This is a genomic window from Kitasatospora sp. NPDC022785 (assembly GCF_055561295.1).
The window spans coordinates 163,063-190,054 of the sequence record NZ_JBVHHB010000002.1; the positions used below are offsets into that span (position 1 = coordinate 163,063).

A 26,992-nucleotide genomic window follows, 5' to 3' on the forward strand; every position below is an offset into this window, starting at 1 on the left:
CCTCACAACTCCGCCTCGGGCGGCAGCCGGTGGACCCCCGGGAGGTGGGTGTCCAGCTCGCCCGGCTCGAAGCGGCACATGCCGATCGCGTGCCAGAACTCGCCGACCACGTCGCCCTCGTACTTGTAGGCGCCGGAGGGCAGCAGCGCCGCCCAGCCGTCGGGGGCGCCGAGGAGGGTGGCCCTGGGGGTGGGCAGGCCGGTGGCGGGGACGTTCCAGAGACGGACGGTGCCGTCCTCACCGCCGCTGGCGAGCAGGGAGCCGTCCGGGCTGAAGGTGACGGCCAGGATCCGGCCGGTGTGGCCGCGGAGCCGGCCGGCGTCGCGGCCGGTGTGAGGGTCCCAGAGCCGGACGACGCGGTCGTCGCCGGCGGTGGCGAGCAGCGGGCGCCGGGGGTGGACGGCGGCGGTCCAGAGCCGGCCGACGTGACCGCCGAGCCGGTGGCGGGCGGTGCCGTCGGCCCAGATCACGGCGTCGCCGTCCCACGAGGCGCTGGCCAGCCAGGCGCTGTCGGCCGCGAACGCCACCGCGTACACCCGGTCGTGGTGGCCTTCGAGCTGGGTCTCTATCCGGCCGGCCGCGATGTCCCAGATCCGGACCCGGCTGTCGTCGCAGCCGGTGGCGAGCCGCCGACCGTCCGGGCTGAAGGCGATGGAGCGGACCCTGCCGCGGTGTTCCCGCAGGGTGGCGACGTGGGCGCCGGTACTGCGGTACCAGATGCGGACGGTGTCGTCGTCGTTGGCGGTGGCGACGAGGACGCCGTCGGTGCTGAACGCCTCGGCCCAGACGTGTTCGGTCTCGACGTCCATCTCGCGCAGGTACTCGCCGGTGCGGGCGTTCCACAGGTAGAGGTCGCCGTCGTTGCTGGCGGTGGCGATCAGCGGGCCTTCGGGGCTGAACTGGGCGGAGACCAGCCGGCTGCTGCGGGCGGCGAGCTCCCTGGCCCGGCGGCCGGTGGCGGGCTCCCAGAGGCGGACGACACCGTCGTTGCCGCCGGCCGCGAGGAGCGTGCCGTCGCCGTTGAAGGAGAGCGAGCCGATCCGCCGGCCGTGGCCGCGCAGCAGCAGCCGGCTGCGGCCGGAGCCGGGCTCCCAGAGCCGGACGGCTCCGTCGTTGCCGCCGGTCACCAGCAGTGCCTCCGCGTCCGGACCGGGCGGTCCGCCGGCCGCCCCGCCGACCGGACCGGCGACCGGACGGTCCGCCGGCCTGAACCGGCAGACCCAGACCGAGCCCCGGTGCTCGGGCGGCTGGCGGCGCAGCGGCGTCACCTCGCGGCCGCCGCCGCTGCCGCTGCCGCTCCTGGTCACGGGGCCGACCCGCCAGACCCGGACCACGCCGTCGCTGTCACCGGCCGCGAGCCGGGTGCCGTCGGCGTCGAAGGCCACCTGGTAGACCGCCCCGGTGCAGCCCTCCAGCCGGCCCGCGGCCGTCCCGTCGAGCGGGTTCCAGAGCTGGACCCTGCCCTCGGTGTCGCCGCTGGCGAGCAGGTCGCCGCCGGGGTGGAAGGCCAGCGTATAGACGCGGCCGCCGTGGCCTTCGAGGGTGTGCAGGAGCCGGCGCCGGCGGACGTCCCAGAGCCGGACGGTGCCGCCGCGCTCGCCGTCCACGCCGCCGTCGCCGGTGGCCAGGACCGTGCCGTCCGGGCTGTACCGGGCGCGGTACACCGCTCCCCGGTGGCCGGGGAGTTCGGCGATCATCCGGCCGCTGCCGGTGGACCAGAGCCGGACCGCGCCGGCGCGGTCGCCGGTGACGAGCTGGGAGCCGTCGGGGCTGAACACCGCCGTGTACACGGGTGCGGCGTGGCCGGGGAGGCTGTGCAGCAGCCGGCCGGCGGCGGTGTCCCAGAGAGTGACGGTGCCTTCGGCGTCGCCGGTGGCGAGCAGGGCGCCGCCGGCCCCGAGCGAGACCGGCCAGACGCCGCCGGGGTGGACGTCGAGTCGGTGGCGGCACTCTCCGGAGACCGGGTCCCAGAGCCGGACGGTGCCGTCGGCGCTGCCGGTGGCCAGCACGTCACCGGCGAACTTGACGGCGTAGACGCGGCCGATGTGGTCCTTGAGGGTGCGCAGCGCGACACCGGTGACGGCGTCGCAGACCAGCACGGAGCCGTCGTCGCTGCCGACGGCGAGGAGCTGGCCGTCGACGCTGAAGGCGACGGGCTCGGGCAGCCGGGTGGTGCGGACGTCGAAGCCGTAGGGGACGCCGACCTCGGACGGGCGGAACCCGGCCTCGACGGGCAGGCCGGGGGCGATCGCGGCGGCGCGCAGTTCGGGGGCGGCGAGCACCCGGGCGTCGGTGACGGCGGAGATCAGGGCGGCGCGCTGCCAGCGGCTGCCGCGCAGGCGGGCGCCGCGCAGGTCGGTGCGGATGAGCCGGGCGCCGCGCAGGTCGGCGTCGCGCAGGTCGGCGCCGGTGAGGTCGGCGGCGTCGAGCCGGGCGCCGACCAGGCGGGCGCCGCGCAGTGAGGCGCCGGCGAGGTTGGCGCCGAGCAGCCGGGCGTCGGTGAGGTCGGCCCGGGCGAGGTCGACGCCGGAGAGGTCCCGGTGGGAGAGGTCCTCGCCGGCCAGGGCGGCGCCGCGCAGGTCGGTGTGGGCGGGGACGCGGAGCCGGGCCAGCACCTTGACGGCGTTGGACCGCGCGGCCTCCTCGGAGCCGGCGGAGTCCGCGGCGCCGTCCAGGACGGACTGGGCCCACTCCTGGCAGACCTGGTGGTCTGCCAGGTCGCAGAGGAACTCGACGGCGAGCCGGCTCAGCGGGCGCCGGGCGAGCAGCTCCGGCTCGCCCGCGCCGAGGCCGGCCGCGGCGGCGCGGGCGACCAGCCACTCCACCACCGAGCCGTGGATGAACTGGAACATGCCCTCGTCGGAGCGGACCAGCAGCGAGCCGGATCCGACCGCGTGGGCGAGCTGCTGGGTGGGCAGCCCGGTGCCCGCCAGGTCGGCCAGCACCCCGGCGATGTCGAGCAGTTCGTCGTACGGCATGGCGTTGCGGCCGCTCTCCCAGAGCCGCAGCGCGAGCAGGGTGACGGCCTCCCAGAGCTGGTCGAGGCCGAGGCCGGGCGCGGCGCCCGGCCCGCCATGGCCGCGCTGCTCCTCGAACCGCAGCCAGGCGGTGAAGACCTCCTGGTAGAGGCCGGCGGCGCTGAGTGCCCGGCCGGCGCCGGCCACGGCCCGCAGCCGGTCGTGGTCGAGGTCGGCGACGAAGCTGAGCAGCCGGGGGTTGCGGCAGAGGGCGAGGAGGTCGGGGATGGCCTCCAGCAGCCGCATCCGGCGGTCGGCGGCGGTCTCGTCGCCGTAGCGGTTGACCAGGTAGCCGCGGATCTGGGCGGTGGTGAAGTCCTGGACGGCGAGCAGCCGCCGCTGCGGGAGCAGGCCGACCCGCTCGCCGAGCGCGGTGAGCACCTGCTCCTGGGAGCTGAAGTGCTGGGTGCGGCTGCTGACCACGATCTTGGCGTTGTCGACGGCCGCGTCGAGCAGCACCTGGAGGTGGTCGGCGGCCCGTTCGTAGCTGACCCGGTTGAGGAGTTCGTCGAAGCCGTCGAAGAGCAGGACGATGCGGCCCTGGCGGAGCATGTAGCGGAAGGCCCGCAGGTCGATGGTGTCGATGCCGTGCGCGGTCAGGTGGGCGGCCACCAGACCGTCGAAGGAGTGCGCCTTGTCGAGCGCGCTGAGCTCGATGAACAGCGGTGTCAGGTGCGGGAGTTCGGCGGGGATTCGGCGGGCGAGCTCGCGCAGGGCGAAGGTCTTGCCGTGGCCGAAGTCGCCGAGCAGCAGCAGGAACCGGCCGTGGTCGGACTCCAGCAGCCGGAGCATCTCGTCCACCAGGCCCTCGCGTTCGGCGCCGCCGGGGCGTTCGGCGTCGCGGTAGCGCTGCGGGAGGTAGAGGCCGGGCTGGTACTGGCCGTCGGTGCTGAGCCGCTCGCTCTGGGCGGCGACGTACCCGCTCAGGTCGAGCAGGCCCTGGAACTCGATGAAGCTGCGCAGCCGCACGCCGCGCCGGCGGGCCCGGTCGCGCAGCTCGCGCGGGGGCGGCGGGCCGTCGTGGACGAGTTCGGCGTCGGGGGCGGTGCCGGCGGCGTGCACGGCGTCGACGAAGCGGTCGACGTCCTCGGCGGTGGGGGTGGAGACGCAGACGGCGACGCGCTGTTGGCGGACGAAGCCCGATTCCGTCCAGGTGACGAAGAGTTGGGGCGGGGCGCCGGCGACGGTGCGGATCTGGGCGCCCTCGTGGCGGGTCCGGCAGACCTCGGCGACCCGGGCGAGCAGGGTGTCGGCCGGGGAGGCCAGCTCCCGGGCCTCCCGTTCGGGTTCGGCGGGCGGCGGGGCGGCGGCCGGCGGCGCCGGAGGGGCGGGCGGTTCGGCCGTGTCCGGCGGCGGCGGGAAGGCCCGGTGGGCCCGGCGCCAGGAGGCGGGCGTCCGCTGGAGTTCGGCGCCCGGGGCGGGCCAGCGGGTGAGGCCGTCGCGGGTGAGCCGGAGCAGCTGGTGGGTGCCGGGGCCGTCGGCGCCGGCGACGCTGACCTCGCCGGTACCGGTGGAGAGCGTCCGGACCGCCGGCCGGGAGTCGGCCGGGCCGTGCAGCAGCAGATGCAGCCGGGGCGCGGTGAGCCGGGTGAACCGGTCGAGGTCGCGCAGCGGTTCGGCGTCCTGGCCGGCCCGGGCCGACCGGGCGCCGGCGGGCCGGGCGGTGACCGGGTGGCGCAGCGCGCCGATCCGCAGCCAGCCGTCGTTCTCGTACGGGCGCAGCGCCTGGGCGAACCAGGCGGCCTGTTCGGGGCCGAGCCAGCCGTACCGGTCGTCGGCGCGGTGGCTGTACGCCATCGAGGAGTTGAGGCCGGCGACGACGGTGCCGAGCTCGGGCACGGGGAAGAGCGTCCACGGCTGGGCGCTGTCGAAGACGACGTCCAGGCCCTGGTAGAACTCCTGGAACAGCCGGGCGTAGTGGCGCCACTTGGGCCAGTACGGCGGGGTGGGCCGCAGTTCGTCGGCCTCGCAGGTGCTGAAGTAGGCGCGCGAGGCGGCCTGGCTGACGTCCTGCCCGCCGGGCACGATGGCCACCCGGTGCGGTTCCAGGCCGAGCAGCGAGCGGATCCCGGTGAGGAAGGCGAGCGCCTGCTCGCACTCGCGGGGGCTGCCGGAGGCGGTCAGGTCGCCGGTGACGACGACCAGTTCGGGGGCGGGGGCACCGGCGTCGGCCAGCTCCACGAGGTCGCCCCAGATGGCGGCCTGGAGGTCGACCGGGTCGCTGCCGCGGCCGAAGGACGGGCCCGCCAGGTGCAGCACCGACACGCCCTCGCGGCCGCCCTCGCGGCCGCCGGCCGACGGGTACTCGGGCGGGGCGGAGGGCCTGCGCCGGCCGGCCCAGCCGGTGCCGCCGACCGGCCGGGGCGCGGGCACCTGCGACTGCGCCTGCCCCGGGACCGCGGGCGCCCCGGCGGAGCCGCCCGGGTAGCCGGGCCGCAGGTCGGGCCGGGCCCGGCCCTCCATGGCCTGGCCGACCCGGGCGAGCAGCAGCTGCCGGGCCCGTGCGGGCTCGGCGACGCCCGCCAGGTCGATGTAGGTGAGGGTGGCGAGCAGGCCGTCCACCGGGATGTCCTCGATCCGGACGGTCAGCAGCCGGCGTTCGGGTGCGTCCGGGTCGGAGCGCAGGGCGGCCTGCCACTCCATCCGCCCGTACCGGGAGCGCTCGTAGTTGCGGGAGAGCAGGGCGATGGTGGCGGCGGACTCGGTGACGCCGCGGTCCATGAAGTCGACGAAGTTGGTCCCGGGGACGAAGTCCCAGGCCTGGAGGAAGGCTCTGTAGCCGGCCTCCTCCAGCGTCCAGGCGATCCAGGCCGCCCACCGCTCGTCCGCCGGCGAGTAGCTGATGAAGAAGTCGATCGGCCCGGGGCCACCCGGGGTCGCGTCCATAGCCCCCATGGGGGAGAGCTTATGACCGATCGGGGGCCGGTAAACCCGGTTCGGCCCGGTCGTTCGTACCGCTCCACCCCGGCCGGCCGGCCCGGCTCCGCCCCGGTCTCGACGTGAGAACAACCGTGTGCGACCCTGGCGGGCGTGCTTGCCTACTGGCCCACTGTCAGACGTCTCCACCCCCTGGACTGGGTGGCCGCGGCGCTGCTCGCCTGCGGGTTGCTCTTCCTGGCCACCGGTCTGCTCCCGGCGGCGTCGGCGAGCGCGGCGGTCTCCCGGGTCGCACCGCTGCTCGCCTTCCTCGGCACGGTCATCGTGCTGGCCGAACTCACCAGCGCCGCCGAGGTGTTCGACGTGGTCGCGGCCGGCGTGGCACGGGCCGGGCGGGGCAGTTACGCCGCGCTGTTCCTGCTCTGCGTGGCCTTCGCCGCGGTCACCACGATGACCCTCAACCTGGACACCACCGCCGTCCTGCTCACCCCGGTGATGCTGGCCCTCGCCTCGCGGGTGGGCATCGCGCCGCTGCCGCTGGCGATGACCACGGTCTGGCTGGCCAACACCGCGAGCCTGCTGCTGCCGGTGTCCAACCTGACCAATCTGCTGGCCGCCGAGCGGGTCGCGCTCTCCCCCGCCGGGCTGGCCCGGGTGATGTGGGCGCCGCAGCTGGCCGCCCTGCTGGCGACGATGGCCTGCCTCTGGGGCTTCTACTGGCGGCGCGGCCGCCGGGGCGCCGCCGACTACACGCCACCGCCCGCCCACCGGCCGGGCGACCGGGTGCTGTTCCGGGTCTGCGGGCTGGCCTGCGCCGGGTTCCTGCTGGCGACACTGCTGACCGGCCTGCCGCTCTGGGTGGCCTCGGGCGCGGCCGCCCTGGTGACGGTGGCCGCCTTCGCCGTCCGGCGGCCGGAGGCGCTGCGGGCCTCGCTGGTGCCGTGGCGGCTGCTGGTGATGGTGCCGGGGATGTTCCTGGTGGTGCAGACGGTCGACGCGCACGGGCTGCACCGGGTGCTGGACGCGGCGGTGGGGACGGACGGCGGGGTGCTCGGGATGTTCCGTGCCTCGGCGGTCGGCGCGGGCCTGTCCAACCTGCTCAACAACCTGCCCGTCTACCTGGCCGGGGAGTCCGCGGTGCCGGTCGCCAACCACCAGCAGCTGCTCTCGCTGCTGATCGGCACCAACACCGGCCCGCTGGTCACGCCGTGGGCCTCGCTGGCCACCCTGCTCTGGTACGAGCGCTGCCGCTCGGCCGGCCTGCGGGTGCCGCTGCGGGGCGTCGCCGGGACGAGCGCCGTGCTCGCCGTGGGCGGCGTGCTGCTGGCCACGTCGGCACTCGCGCTCACGGCGTAGCCGGGCCGGCGCGGGCCCGCGGCGGCGCCGGGCGGCACCACCAGGCCCGCCGTGACCCCGAGCGGGCCCGGCGGGCAGGTCGGTCTCCTCCGCCCGGCTGCCGACAAGGCCATCGACGTCGCTCCGGGCCGGCATCGGCCGGGTGAGCAGCGGCGCCCGGAGCCGGAGCAGCCGCCGCGCGCCGGCCTCCTCGGCCACCACCGCGGCCCGGCACTCGGCCGCGAAGCGGGCCGCCGCGGGCCCCGGCGGGTTCAGGCGGGTTCAGGCGGGTTCAGGCGTCGGGTGCGGGCTGATTGATCATCCTGGCGGCCGCCTCGGCGATCCGGGCCGTTCGGGCCGCGTCGCACTGCCGGCGCACCACTCGCCGGGAAGCGCCGTCGAGCGGGCCGAGGACGACGTCCACCGGCCCCGGCACGGAGCGGCCCAGCACCACCGTGGCGGCCGGCGCGCCGCCCGGCAGGACAGTCGTGTGGAACTCGCCGGCCCCCAGGGTGTACGTCTCGCCTCGCGCGCTGGTCCGCTCGCCGAGCGGCTCCCAGCGCACCAGTCGCGCGGTCGGCCGGATCTCGTCGGTGCCGCCCGCGCTGTACACCTCGTACGCGCGGTGGGTCGGCCGGTCCGGCTCGTCGTGGACCGCGACCCGCAGGTTGCCGACCCGGCCGTACAGCACGCTGCTCTTCAGCTCCCAGCTGTGGCAGTGGATCTCCCGGACGGCGCGGTCCTGGCCCGGCGCCTCGGCGTCCGGGCCGAAGACGTGCACGCAGACCCCGAACTCCCCGTCGCGCAGCACCGGCAGGCAGAAGAAGCCGAGGGGGTGGGCGACGGCCCGCAGGGGTCTCGCGCCCGAGGCGACCTCCGCAAGGATCCCGCCGACCAGCCCGTCCAGCGCGGGCGAGGCCGCGCCGGCCCCGCCGGCCCCGACAGCCCGGTCGAGCGACGCGAAGAGTTCCGGAAAGGGGCTCGCGCCAGGGCCCGGGAAGGGGCCCGGGCCAGGCTCCGGGAAGGAGCCCGTGCCAGGGCTCGCGCCAGGGTCCGGGAAGGGGTCCATCGTCTGCTCCCTCCGGCGGCTACCTGCGGTACGGGTTCTCCGCGTGCAGCGCCCTGTCGATGATGTCGCCGACGTCCGCGTCCGAGAAGGCCGCGGGCAGCCGCACTCCCAGCCGGTCGAAGAGCCGCCTGGCCTCGTCGACGGTCGGGTCGTCACCGAGCGGCTCGGCGTCGCGCAGGTCGAGCTTGACCGCCTGCTCGCGGTAGTGGTGCAGCTCGGTGACGTAGTAGTCGTAGAGAGGCCGCCCGCGCTCGATGTAGAGGCTGACCCGCCGCGGGTCGTCCTGGGTGATGACCAGGCACGACGCGGAGAGGTCGAAGCGCAGGGTCGGGACGACCGAGGAGAGGTGGACGTCGATCTCCAGCGTGTCGAGCCGCTGCCGGTACCAGGCGGCCGCGAACACCGTGGCGTACGACTCCTTGCGGGTGCGCTCCACGCTCCACCCCCCGGACTGCGCGCCGTCCGGCCGGCCGCCGAAGGTCTCCCGGAACCGCGAGTAGGCCGCGCAGGCCTGCTCGTCGCCCGGGTGCACGATGTCGATCTTGACTGTGAGCGAGCGGCGGCGGTGCTGCGCCTCCCGGACGCACTCGGGCAGGGTGACCGCCCGCAGGTAGGTGCCGGTGCCGCCCTTGAACACCCAGCGGTCGGTGTCCTGGCGGGCGAGCTCCAGTGCCCGTTCCAGCTCCACCCCGGCCAGCTCCCGCACCGAGGTCAGGCTGTCCAGCGCCTGCCGGGCGCCGGCCGTCGCCTCCCGGATGTCGCTGATCCGGCGCCGGCGCTCGGCCAGCGAGCCGTACACGACCGCCGCCAGCACCAGCAGGGTCGCGCCGGAGACGACGTTGTCGCCGAGCCCGCCGCCGAACAGGTCCAGCAGCCCGACGGCCAGCGCACCGCAGAAGGCGACGACGCCGTCCGAGTTCCGCAGTGCCCACGCGATCGCGCTCTCCAGCCGCCGCCCGGACTCCGAACCCCCGTGCGCCACCCCGAACCCCCTTGTTCGCCGACCAACATGGTAAGTCCCGCAGGCAATTGACGACCAGACAGCAACCCGTCCGGCCGGGCCGCCCGGCGCGGCCAGGGCCGGTGGCAGGCCCGTCAAGGAGCCGTCGACGGCGCGGGAGGGTCTCGTCAAGGACCACCGCCCCGGCCCCCGCCCGGGCGAGTCGCCGCCGCCGACCGGCTAGCCTGGAGGGCTCCGCCCCGGGACGCCCGCCCCGGACGCCCGCCCCGCCGACAAGGAGCCCGCCGCCGTGTCCGACACGTTCGCGCACCTGCACGTCCACACCGAGTACTCGATGCTGGACGGGGCCGCGAAGAACGGCAAGCTGTTCGCGGAGGCCGAGCGGCAGGGCATGCCGGCGATCGCGATGAGCGACCACGGCAACATGTTCGGCGCGTACGAGTTCTTCCACGCCGCCGCCAAGACCGGTGTCAAGCCGATCATCGGCATCGAGGCCTACGTCGCCCCGTCCTCGCGCTTCCACAAGAAGCAGGTGTTCTGGTCGCCCGGCGGCCAGCGGCCGGCCAGCGCGGACGGCGAGGGCGGCAAGGACGTCTCCGGCGGCGGCCGCTACACCCACATGACCATGTGGGCACAGAACGCGACCGGCCTGCGGAACCTCTTCAAGCTCTCCTCGCTCGCGTCGATGGAGGGCTACTACATGAAGCCCCGGATGGACCGCGAGCTGATCGCCGCCAACGCGACCGGCATCATCGCCACCACCGGCTGCCCCTCCGGCGAGGTCCAGACCAGGCTGCGGCTCGGGCAGTACGAGGAGGCCGTCAAGGCGGCCGGCGCCTACCAGGACATCTTCGGCAAGGAGAACTACTTCCTGGAGCTGATGGACCACGGCCTGTCCATCGAGCAGGACGTCCGCCAGGACCTGCTGCGCCTGGCCAAGCAGCTGGACATCCCGCTGCTGGCCACCAACGACTCGCACTACGTCACCGCCGACCAGGCGGACGCCCACGACAGCCTGCTCTGCGTCGGCGTGGGCAAGAACAAGGACGACCCGAACCGGTTCAAGTTCCAGGGCACCGGCTACTACATCAAGACCGCCGAGGAGATGCGCGAGCTCTTCCGCGAGCTGCCGGAGGCCTGCGACAACACCCTGGCGATCGCCGAGCGGGTCGAGTCGTACGAGGAGGTCTTCACCTACGTCGACCGGATGCCGCAGTTCGACGTGCCCGAGGGCGAGACCCAGGCGTCGTTCCTGCGCCAGAAGATCGCCGCCGGCCTGCAGCACCGCTACGGCGACAGCCCCAGCCAGGAGGTCCTGGACCGGGTCGAGCTGGAGATGGGCGTGATCACCCCGATGGGGTTCGACGCCTACTTCCTCGTGGTCGCCGACATCTGCCAGTACGCCCGGGACAACGGCATCCCGGTCGGCCCGGGCCGAGGCTCGGCGGCCGGCTCGATGGTCTCCTACCTGACCAGGATCACCGAGCTGGACCCGCTGGAGCACGACCTGCTGTTCGAGCGGTTCCTCAACCCCGAGCGCATCAACCCCCCGGACGTCGACATCGACTTCGACGACCGCCAGCGCGACCAGATGGTGCGCTACGTCACCGACAAGTACGGCTCCGCCTACACCGCCCAGGTCAACACCTTCGGCACGATCAAGGCCAAGGCCGCCGTCAAGGACGCCAACCGCATCCTCGGCTACCCCTTCGCCATGGGCGACCGGATCACCAAGGCGATGCCGCCGGACGTCATGGGCAAGGGCGTCCCGCTGGCCGACCTCTTCAACGAGAAGCACCCCCGGTACAACGAGGGCACCGAGATCCGGGCGCTGTACAGCAACGAGCCCGACGTCAAGAAGATCATCGACACCGGGCTCGGCATCGAGGGCCTGATCCGCGGCACCGGCGTGCACGCCGCCGCGGTCATCCTCTCCTCCACCCCGCTGCTCGACCTCATCCCGCTGCACATGCGGGACAAGGACGGCGTGATCATCACCGGCTTCGACTACCCGTCGTGCGAAGCCATGGGCCTGATCAAGATGGACTTCCTGGGTCTGCGGAACCTGGGCATCATCGACCACTGCATCAAGATCGTGAAGGCTAACCGGGGCGTCGACGTCGACATCGAGAAGATCCCGATCGACGACCCCACCACCTACCAGCTGCTCGCCCGCGGCGACACCCTCGGCGTGTTCCAGCTCGACGGCGGCCCCATGCGCGCCCTGCTCAAGCTGATGAAGCCCACCGAGTTCGCCGACATCTCCGCCGTCTCCGCGCTCTACCGGCCCGGCCCGATGGGCATGAACTCGCACACCAACTACGCGCTGCGCAAGAACGGCCAGCAGGAGATCATCCCGATCCACCCCGAGCTGGAGGCCCCGCTGAGCGAGGTCCTCGGCCCCACCTACGGCCTGATCGTCTATCAGGAGCAGGTCCAGCGTGCCGCCCAGGTACTGGCCGGCTACTCGCTCGGCCAGGCCGACCTGCTCCGCCGCGCGATGGGCAAGAAGAAGAAGGAGGTGCTGGAGAAGGAGTTCGTCCCCTTCCACGCGGGCTGCCAGGAGCGCGGCTACTCCGACGAGGCCATCCAGGCGGTCTGGGACGTCCTGGTCCCGTTCGCCGGCTACGCCTTCAACAAATCGCACTCCGCCGCGTACGGCCTGGTCTCCTACCAGACCGCCTACCTCAAGGCCAACTACCCCGCCGAGTACATGGCCGCCCTGCTCACCTCCGTCGCCGACGACAAGGACAAGATGGCCGTCTACCTGGCGGAGTGCCGCCAGATGGGCATCAAGATCCTCTCCCCCGACGTCAACGAGTCCGTGGTCGACTTCACCGCCGTCGGCAGCGACGTCCGCTTCGGCCTGAAGGCCGTGCGCAACGTCGGCGTGCCGGTCATCGAGTCGCTGGTGAAGACCCGCAAGGAGAAGGGCAAGTACGCCTCGTTCGCGGACTTCCTCGACAAGGTCGAGCTGGTGGTCTGCAACAAGCGCACCGTCGACTCCCTGGTCAAGGCCGGCGCCTTCGACTCCCTCGGGCACACCCGCCTCTCGCTCAGCACCGTGCACGAGACCGCGATCGACGCCGTCACCGGGCTGAAGAAGCAACAGGCGATCGGCCAGGACGACCTCTTCGGCGCACTGGACGCCGACGAGGGCGCCGGCCCGGGCATCGGCCTGGACTTCCAGCTCACCGACCGCGAGTGGCCGCGCCGCCAACTGCTCAGCCTCGAACGCGAGATGCTCGGCCTCTACGTCTCCAGCCACCCGCTCGACGGCGCCGAGCACATCCTCTCCAAGAACCGCGACACGTCCATCGCCGAACTGCTCGGCTCCGGCCGCACCGAGGGCGAGGTCCGCCTCGCCGGCCTGGTCACCGCCGTCGACCGCCGGATCAACAAGGCCGGCAACGCCTGGGCGATCATCACCCTCGCCGACCGCGACGGCTCGGTCGAGGTGCTGTTCTTCCCCGCCACCTACAACCTGATGGCCGAGCAGATGGTCGAGGACAACGTCATCTCGGTCCGCGGGCGCCTCAACGAGCGGGACGGCTCGCTGAGCATCTTCGGGCAGGAGATCACCACCCTCGACGTCTCCTCCGCCGAGCTCGGCACCAAGCCGCCGGTCCAGATCACCATGCCGCTCGGCAGGATCACCGCCGAGACGGTGGCCGAACTCAAGCTCGCCCTCCGGGCCCACCCGGGCGACGTCCCCGTCCGCCTGCTGACGACCAACTGGGACAAGGACACCCTCTACGAGCTGGGCTTCCAGGTGAACCCCGACAACGGGCTCGCCTCGGACATCAAGACGCTGCTGGGCACGCACGCCTGGGCGGGGACGGTGTAGCGGGCGCCGGTCGGTCCGCCGGATCACCTACGGGCCCGACCGGCGCGGCAGGGGCGGGAGTACGGTGGGGACAGCGGGACAGCCCGGGCTGCCGCGACGGCCGGGCCGGCCCTGTGCCGGCGGCCCCGGCCTGCGCCCGCGGATGGGTGGCGCGCCATGTCCGTCTACGTGAAACTCTCGGCCGAGGCCCGGTCCCCGGAGGAACCGTCGAAGGGGCCGTTGGACATGCAGTACCAGGACACGGCCGACGGCTACACGTACGAGTACGACCTGCACCCCAGCGGGGCACTGCGGATCCTGCGGGTCTTCGAGGACACCCCGCACGCGGTCGAGGCGTACTTCAGCCCGTCGGCGTGGCTCCAGGTCGCCGGCACCTACCTGCGAAGCGGCTCCGAGTACTGACGGCGTGCCGACGAGGACCGCGGTCGGCGTTCACGGGTCGCCGTCCGCCGCTCCGGCCCTTACGGTCTGTCCTGGGGCCGGCTCGTCGCCACAGGAGGCCTGGATGCCGCACTACCGATGGATCCTGGACACCCAGGACGACAACGGACACTGGACCCGGCAGGACGAAACCCTCATGCCGAACCCCCTGGAGTACGACGGACCGCCCCAGCGTGCGGCGAACCACCTGCGGGACGTGTTCGTGCGCACGCTCTCCCGGCCCGCGCCCAGCCCCCGGGCGGTCAGGCTCCGCGTCTGGGAAGGGGCGGAGGCCGTCGGCGAGCCCCAGGCCGAAACCGAGTGGTCACGCGAATGACGCACGCGGCCCCCGCGTGGCCGGGCACTCCGCCGATGGCCCGCACGGACCGCCTGCACGGACCGGCTACACGGACCGCCCACACGCACCGCCTGCACGGACCGGCTACACCGGGACGGGCCAGGACGCGGCCCGGATCCGGGCGACGTCCGCCCGCCGACCGACCGCACCGGGGCCGTCGGCGGGTGCGGCGGCCGACGGCAGGAAGTCGGAACGCGGCTGCTGCGCCGCCGCGGCGCCATCCGCACTCCGGGCGAGCAGTTCGCTCGCGGTCCGGGTGCCGGCCGGGTCGGCTGCTTTGGCCATCAGCCGGGCGGCATCGACGGTGTCCGTCGACGGCGGGACGACCAGCAGGTTCAGGCTGAGCGGTGCGTACGAGTACACCGCGATCACGTGTCTGTCCTGCTCGGTGGTGAACCAGCCCGCGTGGACGGTGTGGCCCGCGACCGGGATCCGCCGGGGGATGACCGGCCACGTCGCCGGGTTCACGGTGATCCGGGTGATCCGGCCCCACCGCTCGTCGAGTTCGGCGGCCAGGGCGGGGAGTTCGAGAAGAAGATCACGCGACCGGGGCCACCAGGCTCCGTCCAGGCGGCCTGCCCGCACGCCCACGGGGGCGAGCGAGAGCCGCGTGGCGGGTGCGGTGGTGGGGGGCGTCGTCGCACGATCGAGGGTCACGGTCATGACCAAGGACCCGTCTCCGGGCCCGACGCGAAAGGCCGGGTCCAGTATTGCCACTCGCCGGAGACGACGCCAGTGTCCGGTGCCGGCATTCGAAGTGCCTTCGGTGATATCCACGTTACTCCTCGCCGGCCCGGATCCTGGCATGATCACGACTCCCTTCGGATCCGCCCCGGCCGGTCCTCGACGAGAACCCGCCCGCCCCGGCCGGTCCTCGAGGAAGCCCCCGGCCGGTCCTGGAGGCAGGCACGCCCACCCCGGCCCGCACGCCCGGTCAGTGCGGGAGTTCCACCGACAGGTGCGGGGCCAGCGACCGGAGGAAGTCCGCCGCGTCGAACATCGCGCCAGCCGAGGCCAGGCCGGTGGTGCGCGTCCGCCCGGCCAGGACCCGCCGGACGGCCTCCACCACCAGGGGCGCGGTGATCGCGTAGATGTCCTGGCCACGGGCCGAGGCGCGGCGCTCGACGCCGCCGGAGCGGACCACGACGTCGACCACGAAGGTCTGGTCCGAACGCCCCTGGGCGTCGACCGCCTCCGGCGCCGGCGTGTCCTCCCCGGCCAGGTCCCGCGCGGCCTCAACCGTCATGTGGGTGCGGACCTCGGAGACGGCCAGGTGGCTGGGGACGGTGACGACATCGGCCATGGTGAACTCCGCGACCACCGCACGCCGGCCCAGCGGCTCCGGGAAGTGCCAGTCCTGCTCCCACGGCTGGTCGTCGTGGTACTGCAGCGCACCGTCCGCGAAACGCACCCGGCGGCCCGCGCGGCGCTCGTGGGACACCTGGCCGGCCTCCCGGGTGCCCGGCGTGGGGTGCCAGCTGCTCAGCCCGTAGGCGATGTGCACCTCCTCCGCGCCGGTCCACTCCCCCATCGCAGCGGTCACCAGCAGGTCGCCGAGCCCGCCGTAGAAGGCCATCGCCGGCACCACGGGCGTCTCCGCCTTCATGGCCGCTTCCGCGTGGTCGGCGAACATCGCGGCATTCGCCTCGATCTCCGCCGCGACGTCGAGGTACGGGATCCCCGCGCGCAGGGCCGCCTCGACCACCGGGCCGCCCGTCACGGCGAACGGCCCGGCGCAGTTGACGACCGCGGCCGCGCCGGCGAGGGCCCGGTCCAATGCGCCCGGGTCGTCCACGGAGGCCGGCCGCACGGTCACGTCCCCCCACTCGGCCGCCAGCGCCTCCAGGCGGGCCGCGTCACGGCCGGAGGCGATGACGGCGAAGCCACGCCGCCGAAGTTCTGCGACGACGAACCGCCCGGTGTGTCCCGTCGCCCCGTAAACCACCACTGCAGCCGTCGCACTCATCGTTCCCCCGCTTCTCGCCGTTCCGACGGGTTCAGTCTGGCCGCGCCCGACACCGGAGCGTGATGGTCCGGAAGGACATCACCCGTACACTTTCGGACATGCCCACCGTCGCCCTGCTGACCGCCGGTCACCTGCTGCACTTCGAACTGGCAGTGGCCTACGAGATCTTCGGCAATCCCCCGCGCGAGGCCGCGGACGGCTGGTACGACGTCCTGCTCTGCGGGCCCGGTCCGGTGCGGGTCGGCCCGTTCACGGTCGAGCCCGACCACGGGCTGGACCGCGCCGCCGGCGCCGACACCGTGATCGTGCCCGCCTGCGCCGACGTCGACGAGCCGCTGCCGGCCGAGCTGATCGAGGCCGTGCGGGCGGCCCACGAGGCGGGCGCCCGGGTCGCCTCGCTCTGCACCGGGGCGTTCGTCCTCGGCGCCGCGGGCCTGCTGGACGGCCGGCGGGCCACCACCCACTGGGCCCACGCCGCGGAGCTGAGCGCGCGCCACCCGCTGGCCGTGGTCGATCCGGACGTGCTCTACACGGACAACGGCAGCGTGCTCACGGCCGCGGGCAAGGCCGCCGCGGTGGACCTCTGCCTCCACCTGGTCCACCTCGACCACGGCGCCGCGATCGCCAACTCCGTCGCGCGTCGCCTCGTCATGCCGCCGCACCGGCCCGGCGGCCAGGCCCAGTTCGTGGCGACGCCGGTGCAGGTCACGGGCGACCACGCGCTCTCCCAGCTGCTCGCCTGGGTCCAGCAGCGGCTGGACCAGCCGCTGACCGTGACCGACCTGGCCCGGCGGGCGAACACCAGCCCGCGCAATCTCGGGCGGCAGTTCCGGTCGGTGATCGGGCAGACGCCGCTCCAGTGGCTCCTGACCCAACGCGTGCGCCGCGCCCAGGAGTTGCTGGAGGCCACCGACCAGAGCATCGAGTCGGTCGCCGTCGCCACCGGCATGGGGACGGCCACCACGCTCCGGCGCCAGTTCAAGCGGGTCGTCGGGGTCCCGCCCGACAGCTACCGGCGCTCGTTCCGCAGCGGCGACGGCCCGGCGACGGCCCTCTGACCTCCGGCTGCCGGTCGCCGGGCGCGCCCCGGTCCCCCAGCCGTCAACGCCGCCGGGCGTCACGGGCGCCCCGGGCGGTCCGTCCCGGCCGGCACGGCGGTCCGCCCCGGCCGCACGGTGGTCCGCCGTGACCGGCACGGCCGGGGCGACGCGGAGTGCGGCGACGCCCCGGCCACGCACCTCCGCGCCGCTACTTGCCGCGCAGGCCGACCGGGTTGCCGTCGGTGTCCTCCAGCACGCAGACCCGGACGCCCGGGGCGACCTCGCGCGGCGCGCTCCGCTCGGTCGCGCCGGCGGCCAGCAGGGCGGTGCGGGCGGCGTCGAGATCGTCGACGTCGGTGTGGACCACCGGCCCGCCGGCCACGTCGCCGTGGGGATTCAGGCCGACCTCGAAGCCGTCGACGGAGTAGCCGACGTAGTAGGGCTCGTCCGTGTGCGGTGCGCCGAGCAGCGCGCCGTAGACCTTCTTGGCGGCGTCCAGGTCGGACACCGGGACCACCAGGGCGCGGATCGTCGGACTCATCCGTTCTTCCTCTCGGGTGAAGGGGCCGGGCCCGCCCGTGCCGAGGGCCGGTCAGAGCCCCAGCCTGGGAGGACCGGTCGCCCAACCTATCGGCGGGGTCGTCCCATGTCCCGCCACCGCCGCCCGCCCGCACCGGCCGTCCCCGGGAAGTCACCCGATCGGACCGGCCTCCGCCACCCGCACCCCTGCCGCGGGATTCTGCGGACCGCCGGGATCCCGCCCGACCCGCGACCTTTGGCTTCCCGGCGGAGCACCTAGAATGAGAAACCGTCGCGAGTAATCCATCTGCGCACGCACGAAGCGTGTGCACGGGGTGAGGGAAGAGGTGTGCCGTGCCCGAAGCAGACTCCGGTGCGTCCACGCTCGCAGCGAAGCTGGACCGGCTGTTCGACGTGGTCCGTCGTCCCGACCGTGAACAGTACAGCCATGAGGAGGTCGCCCGGGCCTGCCGGGAGGCGACCGGCGAGAGCTTCTCGGCCACGTACCTCTGGCAGCTCCGGACCGGCCGCCGGGACAACCCGACGAAGCGTCACCTCGAAGCGCTGGCACAGTTCTTCCAGGTGCCGCCCACCTACTTCTTCGACGACCGGCAGAGCGCCCGGATAGCCGAGGAGCTGGCACTGCTCGGCGCGCTGCGCAACGCGGGCGTACGGGACGTGGCCCTGCGCGCGGTGACCCTCTCGCCCGAGGGGCTCGGCACGATCAGCGACATGATCGAGGCGATCGCCCGCCGCGAGGCCGGCGGCAGGTAGCGGCCTTCCCCGCGAAGCGGATTCCCTCGGCGTTGCCGCGTCCGTAGTATCACCTCCCGGTCGAACGCCAGGGGGGCGAATCGTGGGATATCCGGGTGGGGTGGAGCATGGGCTGTGGCAGCGATGTCGGGGGGTCGCGGAGTCGATACCGCTTCCGGAACCGTTCGGCATACCGGAGCTGACCGAGGCGCTCGCCCTGCTGCGTGGCAGACCCATCGAACTGATGCCGCTCTCGGGTCCGGAGCACTCGCCGTGCGGTGTGCTGATCAGCACCGACCGGGCGGACTACATCGGCTATCCGGCCGACACCACGGCGCTCCACCAGCAGCACATCGTGCTGCACGAGATCGGCCACCTCCTCTGCGGGCACACCGGCGGCTCCGGGCCGAGCACGGCCGTGCCGGCCGCGCTGACGACCCAGCTGTCGGAGGAGCTGGTGCGCCGGGTGCTCGGCCGGTCCGGGTACACGGAGCGGCAGGAGCAGGAGGCGGAGCTCGTCGCCTCGCTCGCGCTGCAACGCGCACTGCACCGGCCCTGTTCCACCGCGGTCGGCCAACTCGCCGACCAGGTAGGACGGTTACGGTCAGTGTTCGGGCGGCCGTCACGGCGCGGAACGGCGCGCCGTGGGTGACCAGCTGGCCAACACCGCGGGCTACTTCGCCGGTGCGGTCGCGCTGCTGGGAACGCTCTGGAAAGTCCTGATGGACCGGGGACGCCGGTCCGACCCGGCGCTCCACTACGGCTACGCCTGCGGGGCGCTGATCGGGGCGGGGATGGCGGTGAGCGCCCCGGCCACGGCTCCGGCGCTCGCCGCCGTCGTGCCCGACCCGGTCCACCTCACCCTGGTGGCCGACCAGTTGAAGGTCGCCGCCTCCGGAGCCCTGGCCATGATGGCCTACTCCACCCGGCCGGCCGCGGCGGCGCGACGCGCCGTGCGGCGGCAGACCGCCCTCACGGCCGCCACCGTCCTGCTGAGCATCGCCGCCTTCGTCGCCGCCTCGCCCGTCCGGGAGGGCGAGGTGGTGGGCGTCAGCGGCGCGGACAGGCCGATGCTGGCGGCGTACGTCGCGCTCTTCGCCGTCCACACCGCGTGGTGCCTGGCGGTCTTCGGGTTCCTCATCGGGCGCTGTGCACGGTGTCTGCCGCCCGGGGCCCTCCGACTGGGACTGCGCCTGATGGTGCTCAGTGCGCTGGCGGGCCTGCTGTGGACGGCGGACAACGTGGACGACCTCGCGGACATCCTCACCACGGGCCGTGAGAACGGTGCGGAGAGCCGGGTGTCCGGGGTGGCGGGCGCCGTCTGCGTCACGCTGGGCTTCGCCGGTGCCACCGCGTCGGCCTGGGCCGACTGGGCCAGGCACATGCGGGCCTGGCACGATCACCGCAGGCTCGGTCCGCTCTGGTCGGCGATGCGGGCCGCGCTGCCGGAGATCGAACTCATCACCCCGGAAGGGTCGTTCGGGGCCGGGAGGCGCCGGCGGCGACGCGACGTCCAGTTCGCGCTGTACCGGCGGATCATCGAGATCCGGGACGGCCAGCTCTCCCTCCGCCCCCATCTGCATCCGGCGGTGCCGCTCTGGGTGAGGGAATTCATCGGCCCCGCCGGGGCGGAGGAGCTCGCGGCCGTGGTGGAGGCGGCCGCCATCGCCGCCGCGCTGGAAGCGGCCCGGGCCGGGCACCGGTTCCCCCTCGGCCCCGGCACGGGATGCGTACCGCACCCGGTGGCGGCAGGCATCCACGAGGAGGCGGCGTGGCTGGTCAAGGTGGCCGCCGCGTACACGGGTTCGCCCGCCGTGGCTCACGTCCGCGAGCGGGTCCGCACCGAACTGGGCCGGGCCGCGGTACAGCGGTGACGTCGTGGGACCGCCCCGCCGCCCGGCGTCTACGGCGGGGCGGCGGGGCGGTGCTGGTGGCCGGGTGGCGCCGGCGGCGGGGACGGCTCAGGCAGCCGGGTGGGCGCCGCCGGGTGGCCGGGTGACTCAGGCAGCCGGGTGGCTCAGGCGTGGGCAAGGTCCGGCATCAGCTCGTACACCTGCTCGGCGGAGCCGGGATCGGCCTCCAGGCAGGCGAGCAGGTCGGCCTTGGCGGTCTCCGCCCGGTCGAGCCCGATCAGACAACGGGCCCGCTGCAACCGGGCGTCGACGTCCTCGGTGGAGCCGACCACCTCGTCGAGCAGGCGAAGGGCCTCACCGAAGCGTCCGGCGTCGTGGTGGACCACCGCCAGGTTGAACTGCATGCCCGGGTCCGCCGAGAGTTCGACCGCACGCGACAGGTCGGCGCTCGCAGCGTCCAGGTCACCCTCCTGGTAGCGGAGTTCGCCGAGCAGGGCCCACGCCTGGGCGTACTCGGGGTCGGCGGTGAGGGCGGCCTCCCACGCCTCGGATGCTGCCGCCGTGTCCTCGTCGGCGGCCAGCAACTGACCCTTCAGGCAGAGCAGTTGCGGGCTCGCCGGGGTGGCCGCGAGCCCCGCCCGGACCTCGCTCCAGGCGAGCTCGTGCTCGCCCGACTCGAACAGCAGGGCGGCCCGGTTGAGGCGGGCGTCGGCGAACGCCGGGTCGAGTTCGAGGACGTAGCCGAAGTCCGCCACCGCCGCCTCGGTGTCGCCGAGCTCGGCGAGGACGTCGGCCCGGTTGAAGTACGCCTCGGGGAAGGGCGGCGAGAGCCGGATGGCCCGGTCGTAGTCGGCCAGCGCCTGCTCCGGGCTGCCGAGGTCGCGCCAGAGCATGCCCCGGTCGAAGTAGTACTCGGCGTAGTTGGGGTCGCACTCGATCACCGCGGTGTAGTCGGCGACGGCGTCGGTGTGGCGGCCGAGGCCCGCGTACACCTGCGCACGGTTGTAGCGCAGCACGGATCGGTGCAGCGCGTGCTCGTGGGGCTCGAGCGTCTCGTCGAGCCGGGCGATGCAGGAATCCAGCAACGCCAACGCCGCCTCCAGGCGCCCCTGGTGGACCTCGATCAGCGCGAGCCCGTTGCGGTTGAACACCACGCGCGCTTCCCGCTCCTTGGGCTCGGGATGCCACTTGGCGAAGGCGATCGCCTGGTTGACCCAGCTCCGGGCGAGTTGGTGGTCGCGCCGGCCGGCGTCGAAGTGCCGGGTGTGGAGCATGGCCGTGGCGTACGCGGCCTGCATGTGGACCTCGGGCGAGGTGCTGAGCGCCCGGGCCTCGTCGTACAGCGGCAGGGCCTGGTCGGCGAGGCCCAGTGCGGCGAAGGAGGTGGTCATCTTGGTGGTGAACGCCCACCAGTGGGTCGGGCTGCTCTCGTGGGTGACCAGCCGCCGGCCGCGCTCGCCGAGGTCCAGGACGGCGTGGTAGTAGCCGAGGTCCATGCAGTGGTCGAGCGCGTGGCGCAGGATGTCGGCCCCGGCACCGGAGGGGTCGCTGCCGTGCTCCGCGTGCCAGGCGATGGCGCCCAGCCGCAGCGAGGACTCCCCGGCCGTCTCCAGCTCCGCCCGCCGCAGGTCGTGCAGCCGAGCGCGCTCGGTGGGCGGCAGCCCCAGGTAGGCGGCGATCTCGTCCGGGTCGTCGCCGACGCCGTCGCCCTCGATGTGGCGGCGGCCGAGCGCGGCGTCGCCCGTCGTCCGGGACGGGCCGTCGTCCGGCCGGCCCTCGTCCGAAAGGCCGCCCTGGTCCGGCACGTCGCCCTCGTCCGCCAGGTCGAGCACCGTGCACCGGGTGGCGAGGGCGGTGGGCAGGTCCTCGCTTCCGATGCCGGCCGGGCGCTCCGGCGGCTCGGTGCCGGTGATGACGACCACGGTGAGCAGGGCGGGGTCGATGCGCCGCAGCAGGACGGCGAGGAACTCGGCGTCGGTGGGGTCGGCCCGGTGGGCGTCGTCGACGATCAGTGTGCGCGGGGCCGGACCGGCCGCGCGCAGATACGCCTCCAGGAACTCGACCAGGCCGTGGGCGATCCGCAGGGTGCGCAGCGCGGAGTAGAAGCGGGTGCGCTCCTTGGGCACCGCCAGGGAGGTCAGCGTCTCGCGGGTGGCGGGCACCAGGTCGCGCAGCTCCGGCGTGGTGGAGAGGATTTCGATGTCGTGCCCGGTGACGGCCTCGGGGCAGCGCGCGAGAGCGTCCGGGACGATCGCCCGCAGGATCGAGCCGACGGCGGTGTACGGCCCGCGCAGCCGGCGGTTGGCGTTCACCCGGGCGAGCACGGGCGGCAGGTCGAACCGCTCGCGGGCGTCGACGCGGGCGGGACGCCCGGCGGCGCGGACCCAGTGGTGGCGGTGCTCGGCCATGACTCGGCTGCCTTTCGTGCGGTGGCGCAGGGGCTAAGGGGGGTTCGGGGCTCAGGCCGACCGGGCGGCACGCCGCTCACGGGCGGCGAGCACGACGACGGCGGCGGTCTGCGCGAGGCTGAGCAGCATGAGGGCGAGCGAGTCGAGCCGGCCGGCCAGGTCGGCCTGGCCGGTCAGGCGCAGCCACATGTCGTGCAGCATGCGGTAGGCCGTCGGCACGACGACCCCGGCGAACATCGTGAGGGTGAACACGTAGCCCACCAGCATCAGCCAGGCGTACCAGCGCGCGACCCTGCGGTCGACCGGGTGGTGGGCGGAGAGGTCCAGCGGCGGCCGGCCGGTGGCCCGCCGAACGGCGTTGCGCAGCACGTCGGTTGCGGCGGCGTGGAGGTTCACGCAGCCCAGGACCGTGCTGAGCAGGACGTAGAGGTCGGTCCGCAGGTAGAAGAACCCCTGCCAGGCCAGGCGCAGAGCCGTGGCGTAGGCCATCGCGAGACAGAGCGACGCGACCACCCCGCCGGCGTCGCGGGTCACGTCGGCGACCAGGGTGAGTACGGCGATCGCCAGGGCATCGGCCAGCATGCCGGCCATGATGGGCAGGTAGCGCTGCCGGCGCGGCACGCTGACCAGCCCGTCGAGGGAGGTCTCCAGCACCAGGTAGACCAGGCGGCGGCCGATGGAGAGCCGCGAGCGCAGGCCGAGCCGGCGGCCCGCCAGGGCGTGGAAGGACTCGTGCAGGGCGAGCAGCGGCACCTGGCCGACGAACAGCATCAGCACGACGAGGGTGTAGGACGAGCTGAAGAACAGGTTGTCGACGCGTGGGACCAGCTCGGGCACCCGGATCATCTCGGCCACGGCGAGGGCCGTCACGAGTGCGTAGCCCACGAGGGCCGGCCGGCTGAACACCAGGCGGCCCAGCCGCTGCCAGCGCACCGGCGTGGCCGGTCCCGCCGGCTCGTCGTCGCCGGCGGAGCGGACGAGGTCGAGATCCACGAGGGCCTCGATCAGGTCGGCGATGTCGACGCTCTCGCCGTGCACGACCTGGTAGCGTTCGGCGGCCTCACGGGGCGTCAGGCCGTCGGCCAGCATCCGGACCAACTCGGCGCCGTCGGCCGGGAAGACGGCGTAGGTGTCGGTCTCCGGGCTGCCGATGGTGACCTCGTCGGCCTCCGGCAGGTACACGAGCTGACGGAGTGTCACCGGCCGGTCCAGGTCGATGCCCGGGGCGGTGGAACTGCTGTCCGTGGAGGAGTGCACGGATCCTCCTGCGGGAGGTAGGCGGAGGGGGCGGGGTGGAGCGGTGCCGGCCGGCGGCTACGGCCGGCCGGCACCGCATTCCCCCTTTGCCCGGGGGGTTCGGTCAGTTCTGCACGGCGCAGGACCAGGGCAGGTACAGCGCACGGGCCGCGCTGGTGAGGCGAACCGGGCCGGCCTTGCGGACGACGATCTTCTTCATGGCACACACCTCCTTCGATGATCGGTCAATCAACAACGCCATCAGCTGAGATGAATGGCTCACTTGGAGCTATCCATGTCAGCTCGGCGATGGACCAAGAGTGATGACGGCGTGGTGATCGTGTCAATAGATCCGGGACTCTAGACCTGACCCATCGTCACCGTCCGCTGGAGAACGCCCAGGTAGAGGGCGATGCGGAGACCCCGACAGCAGGGGAGCAACTAATAAACTGAAATGATGAGCCAGCTACTGGCTCTCCACCCAGGCTGATCTCGAAGACACAGAAACACCCGAACGACCACCCTCCGACGGGGCCGCGCCACCGCGATCCCGCCCCACCCGGCCTTGCCCCGGCCTCGGCGTCGACCTCGGCGTCGACCTCGGCGTCGACCTCGACGGTCAGGCCTTCGACGGGCTGGCCTCAGCGGTCAGGCCTTCGACGGGCCGGCTCGTCGTGTCGTGTCCCTGACATGCTCGGGCCCGGGCGCGGGAATGCGCAGGGAGTCCAGCAGCGGGGGCAGCGGGCCCTCCGGCGACACCTGCCCGGCGGTACGGCCGATCTCCCCTATCCACGCGCAGAGCTCGGCCGTTCCGGTGGCGTCGGTCACGTTGCCGAACCAGACGGGCCGGGCACGCCGACCGTCCTGGAGCCGCCCACGGGGGCGGACCACCACGACGTTGGCCTGCTCACAGGGACCCAGACAGTCCGTGACGACCAGGCGCGCGGCCGGGAGGGCGGCCACCGCCTCGGCGAGCGAGGCCAGTTGACCCTCGTGATCGGTGCCGGGCCGCTTCCTGACAGTGCCACAGCAGCAGCCCCGGCAGACCACGACATCGACGGCAGCCGTGACCGGTGACATCGCCCAACCTCCTCGTGGGGTTCCGCGCCCCTACCGTCGGAGAAACCACGGGTCAGTGTCCTGACTCCCGGATCGACGCTCGCCCCGACCTTCCGGCCGCAAGGCCGTGGTCGTCACCTGAAAGGGGTCGCTCCCCGGTCACAGTGGCGGGACCGTCCCGGAATCGCACCGGGTTCCTGCGCACCGTGGTCTCGGATGCATACATCTCGTGCGCGACCCTGCCCCATCGCGTACGAACACGTCAACCCGGGCTCGCTCACGCCGAGCGCCCGAAGCGCACGTTCCACCGGCCGGCACGTCCGCTCAGGTCCGTGACGGAGAGCGGCTCCACGTCGAGCCGCCAGAACGCCGGGGCCGGAGCGCCGAGCGCGTGGTGGACCGCGGCCCGGACGACGTCCGGTTCCGTGACCACGACGACCCGTCCCGCCTCCGGGGCAAGGCCGTCGAGCCAGGTGGCGACCCTGGCGAGGAGATCGAGCAGGCTCTCCCCGCCCTCCGGGGCGAAGTCCGGATCGGCCAGCCACCGGGCCACCGCCCCGGGCTCCGTGGCGGCCACCTCGCCAAGGCTCCGACCGCGCCAGCGGCCCATGTCGCGCCCTCCGGGAGCGGACGGGGCCGAGGCCGGGAGGCCGAGGGCCTCGGCGGTCTCCCGGCACCGGGCCGACGGGGAGACAAGGACCTGGCCGGCGACCCGGATGCCGCCCGCGGCCTCCCGCGCCTGCCGCAGCCCCGCCGGGTCGAGCGGGCCGTCGTCGTCGAAGCGCGCCTGCCGCATCGCCTCGCTCATCGCCGCTGAGATCAATGTCACGCGTACTGTCACGCCGCTCCTCCTCTGCTTCCCCAACTGTCCTGCGGCATCGACCGATCGGTCCGTGCACCCGGCGCTGGGGCGCGCGTTCCGGGACGGACCGGAGGATTCGCGCCGCCCGCACGCTCTTGGCGCAACCGCCGCTAGCCGATACCTTCTGCTCGATATGACGACGGTATGACGGAAGTCCGGTGAGAATCCGGCACGGTCGCGCCACTGTAAGCCAGGCGTGCGCCGCCCCCACGGGGCGGTTCGCGCCAGGGAGTCAGACCCGATGCCGTCGTCGATGCACCATCTAGCGGGACGCGAGTTCCCGAGGAGGTCCCTGCCATGGCACAGACCGCTGCCCCCGCAGCCATCCCCGCCGGCCCCCTGACCCTGCCCGTCAAGGCGATCCTGCCCTGGGCCGTGTTCTTCGGCATCATCATGCTGGCCCTGATCTACTTCGTCGGCGCCGAACAGGGCGCCACCTCCCTCATCTCCGGCGAGGACGTGCACGAATGGGTGCACGACGGCCGCCACCTGCTCGGCTTCCCCTGCCACTGAGAACGGGGAGCCCCGAAGTGAACTCCAGCACCGTCAGATCCCTGCTCGTCCGCGGCATGCTCGCCGGCCTCGCGGCCGGCCTGCTCGCCCTCGTCGTCGCCTACCTCCTCGGTGAACCCCGGATCGACGCCGCCATCGCCTACGAGGACGCCCACTCCGCCGGCGAGCCCGCCATGGAGATCGTCAGCCGCTCCCTGCAGTCCACCGCGGGCCTGGCCACCGGCGTCCTCGTCTACGGCGTATCGCTCGGCGGTTTCGCCGCCCTCGCGTACTGCTTCGCGCTCGGCCGCATCGGCCGCTTCACCCCGCGGGCGACGGCCGCCCTGCTCTCCGGGGCGGCGCTGCTCGCCGTGTACGTCGTGCCGTTCCTCAAGTACCCCGCCAACCCGCCGTCGATCGGCGACCCGGAGACGATCGGCAAGCGCACCACGCTGTACTTCCTCATGATGGCGCTCAGCGTCCTGCTGGCCGTCGCCACCGTGACCGTCGGCAAGCGGCTCGCACCGCGCCTGGGCAACTGGTACGCGACCGTCACCGCCGTGGCCGGCTTCGCCGTGGCCATCGGCCTCGCCTACGCATTCCTCCCCGCGATCAACGAGGTGCCCGAGGACTTCTCGGCCACCCTGCTCTGGCAGTTCCGCCTCGCGGCCCTCGCCATCCAGCTCACCCTCTGGACCTCCTTCGGCCTCCTCTTCGGCCACCTCGCCGAACGCGTGCTGGAGCCGAAGACGGCCCCGGCCACCGCGCCCGCCGTGGCCCCGGAGGTCGCCGCCTCCGCAGGCTGAGAACACACCGGGCGGCCCGACGGGGATTCCCGTCGGGCCGCCCGGCCGTCGTTCACCATGTGCCGCTTCCGGAGGGAGCAAGGGAGACCCTGCTCCGGGCGTGCCCTCGGGTGC

20 protein-coding genes and 1 riboswitch are annotated in these 26,992 nt (G+C 73.7%); of the genes, 10 read left to right on the forward strand and 10 right to left on the reverse strand.

Translation table 11 applies throughout. The features are described from left to right. Positions 1-2: 2 nt before the first annotated feature. The gene (locus tag ACZ3YO_RS03990) at positions 3-5,912 is read right to left on the reverse strand and encodes a WD40 domain-containing protein (RefSeq protein ID WP_465564502.1); all 5,910 of its coding nucleotides are present in this window, start codon (positions 5,910-5,912) and stop codon (positions 3-5) included. 135 nt (positions 5,913-6,047) lie between these two features. On the opposite strand from ACZ3YO_RS03990, the gene ACZ3YO_RS03995 reads away from it, so the two are divergent. Next, a complete protein-coding gene (locus ACZ3YO_RS03995) occupies positions 6,048-7,250 on the forward strand; it encodes an ArsB/NhaD family transporter (RefSeq protein WP_465564505.1) in 1,203 nt (400 codons plus the stop codon). A 271-nt stretch (positions 7,251-7,521) separates the two neighbouring features. On the opposite strand, the gene ACZ3YO_RS04000 is transcribed toward ACZ3YO_RS03995, so the two are convergent. Both ACZ3YO_RS04000 and ACZ3YO_RS04005 read right to left on the reverse strand, forming a co-directional pair. Next, the gene (locus ACZ3YO_RS04000) at positions 7,522-8,298 is read right to left on the reverse strand and encodes a hypothetical protein (RefSeq protein WP_465564508.1); all 777 of its coding nucleotides are present in this window, start codon (positions 8,296-8,298) and stop codon (positions 7,522-7,524) included. A gap of 19 nt (positions 8,299-8,317) precedes the next feature. Next, on the reverse strand, positions 8,318-9,280 hold the full coding sequence (locus tag ACZ3YO_RS04005) for a hypothetical protein (RefSeq protein WP_396325566.1): 963 nt from the start codon (positions 9,278-9,280) through the stop codon (positions 8,318-8,320). A gap of 268 nt (positions 9,281-9,548) precedes the next feature. Here ACZ3YO_RS04005 and dnaE point away from each other — a divergent pair, with 268 nt between their 5' ends. The 3 genes from dnaE (at position 9,549) to ACZ3YO_RS04020 (ending at position 13,863) form a co-directional block, all read left to right on the forward strand. Continuing rightward, a complete protein-coding gene (dnaE, locus tag ACZ3YO_RS04010; RefSeq protein ID WP_465564512.1) occupies positions 9,549-13,106 on the forward strand; it encodes a DNA polymerase III subunit alpha in 3,558 nt (1,185 codons plus the stop codon). Between the two features lie 156 nt (positions 13,107-13,262). Beyond that, on the forward strand, positions 13,263-13,508 hold the full coding sequence (locus ACZ3YO_RS04015; RefSeq protein WP_396325568.1) for a hypothetical protein: 246 nt from the start codon (positions 13,263-13,265) through the stop codon (positions 13,506-13,508). Positions 13,509-13,611: 103 nt separating this feature from the next. Continuing rightward, on the forward strand, positions 13,612-13,863 hold the full coding sequence (locus ACZ3YO_RS04020; RefSeq protein ID WP_465564515.1) for a hypothetical protein: 252 nt from the start codon (positions 13,612-13,614) through the stop codon (positions 13,861-13,863). Positions 13,864-13,968: 105 nt separating this feature from the next. Here ACZ3YO_RS04020 and ACZ3YO_RS04025 read toward each other — a convergent pair whose 3' ends face one another. Both ACZ3YO_RS04025 and ACZ3YO_RS04030 read right to left on the reverse strand, forming a co-directional pair. Then, positions 13,969-14,547, reverse strand: coding sequence for a DUF5994 family protein (locus ACZ3YO_RS04025; RefSeq protein WP_465564518.1), 579 nt, complete (start codon positions 14,545-14,547; stop codon positions 13,969-13,971). A 271-nt stretch (positions 14,548-14,818) separates the two neighbouring features. Next, positions 14,819-15,850, reverse strand: coding sequence for a saccharopine dehydrogenase NADP-binding domain-containing protein (locus ACZ3YO_RS04030; RefSeq protein WP_465564521.1), 1,032 nt, complete (start codon positions 15,848-15,850; stop codon positions 14,819-14,821). A gap of 98 nt (positions 15,851-15,948) precedes the next feature. On the opposite strand from ACZ3YO_RS04030, the gene ACZ3YO_RS04035 reads away from it, so the two are divergent. Beyond that, positions 15,949-16,908, forward strand: a complete 960-nt coding sequence (locus ACZ3YO_RS04035; RefSeq protein WP_465564524.1) for a helix-turn-helix domain-containing protein — start codon at positions 15,949-15,951, stop codon at positions 16,906-16,908. A 190-nt stretch (positions 16,909-17,098) separates the two neighbouring features. Here ACZ3YO_RS04035 and ACZ3YO_RS04040 read toward each other — a convergent pair whose 3' ends face one another. Next, positions 17,099-17,431, reverse strand: a complete 333-nt coding sequence (locus ACZ3YO_RS04040) for a VOC family protein (RefSeq protein WP_396325573.1) — start codon at positions 17,429-17,431, stop codon at positions 17,099-17,101. Positions 17,432-17,763: 332 nt separating this feature from the next. On the opposite strand from ACZ3YO_RS04040, the gene ACZ3YO_RS04045 reads away from it, so the two are divergent. The 3 genes from ACZ3YO_RS04045 (at position 17,764) to ACZ3YO_RS04055 (ending at position 20,036) form a co-directional block, all read left to right on the forward strand. Next, positions 17,764-18,183 (forward strand): XRE family transcriptional regulator, encoded by a 420-nt coding sequence (locus tag ACZ3YO_RS04045; RefSeq protein WP_396325574.1) that lies wholly within the window; start codon positions 17,764-17,766, stop codon positions 18,181-18,183. A gap of 100 nt (positions 18,184-18,283) precedes the next feature. Then, positions 18,284-18,814, forward strand: coding sequence for a ParH-like protein (locus ACZ3YO_RS04050; RefSeq protein ID WP_465564528.1), 531 nt, complete (start codon positions 18,284-18,286; stop codon positions 18,812-18,814). Next, a complete protein-coding gene (locus ACZ3YO_RS04055) occupies positions 18,807-20,036 on the forward strand; it encodes an MAB_1171c family putative transporter (protein ID WP_465564531.1) in 1,230 nt (409 codons plus the stop codon). Before ACZ3YO_RS04050 ends, ACZ3YO_RS04055 begins: the two co-directional genes overlap by 8 nt. 143 nt (positions 20,037-20,179) lie before the next feature. Here the strand turns inward: ACZ3YO_RS04055 and ACZ3YO_RS04060 are convergent, their stop codons facing one another. The 4 genes from ACZ3YO_RS04060 to ACZ3YO_RS04075 form a co-directional block, all read right to left on the reverse strand. Next, complete coding sequence (locus tag ACZ3YO_RS04060; RefSeq protein WP_465564533.1) at positions 20,180-22,423, reverse strand: tetratricopeptide repeat protein; 2,244 nt, start codon at positions 22,421-22,423, stop codon at positions 20,180-20,182. Between the two features lie 51 nt (positions 22,424-22,474). Beyond that, entirely contained in the window at positions 22,475-23,680 is a 1,206-nt protein-coding gene (locus ACZ3YO_RS04065) for a hypothetical protein (RefSeq protein ID WP_465564536.1), read from the reverse strand. A gap of 627 nt (positions 23,681-24,307) precedes the next feature. Beyond that, positions 24,308-24,739 carry a (2Fe-2S) ferredoxin domain-containing protein gene (locus ACZ3YO_RS04070; protein ID WP_465564539.1) on the reverse strand — a complete coding sequence of 144 codons (432 nt, stop codon included), beginning with the start codon at positions 24,737-24,739 and terminating at the stop codon, positions 24,308-24,310. Between the two features lie 32 nt (positions 24,740-24,771). Continuing rightward, a riboswitch (cobalamin riboswitch) is annotated at positions 24,772-24,942 on the reverse strand. 53 nt (positions 24,943-24,995) lie between these two features. After that, the gene (locus ACZ3YO_RS04075; protein WP_465564542.1) at positions 24,996-25,559 is read right to left on the reverse strand and encodes a histidine phosphatase family protein; all 564 of its coding nucleotides are present in this window, start codon (positions 25,557-25,559) and stop codon (positions 24,996-24,998) included. 318 nt (positions 25,560-25,877) lie between these two features. Between ACZ3YO_RS04075 and ACZ3YO_RS04080 the strand changes: the two genes are divergently transcribed. Next, complete coding sequence (locus tag ACZ3YO_RS04080; RefSeq protein ID WP_396325581.1) at positions 25,878-26,093, forward strand: CbtB domain-containing protein; 216 nt, start codon at positions 25,878-25,880, stop codon at positions 26,091-26,093. 17 nt (positions 26,094-26,110) lie between these two features. Then, on the forward strand, positions 26,111-26,878 hold the full coding sequence (locus ACZ3YO_RS04085) for a CbtA family protein (protein WP_465564546.1): 768 nt from the start codon (positions 26,111-26,113) through the stop codon (positions 26,876-26,878). Positions 26,879-26,992 lie beyond the last annotated feature (114 nt).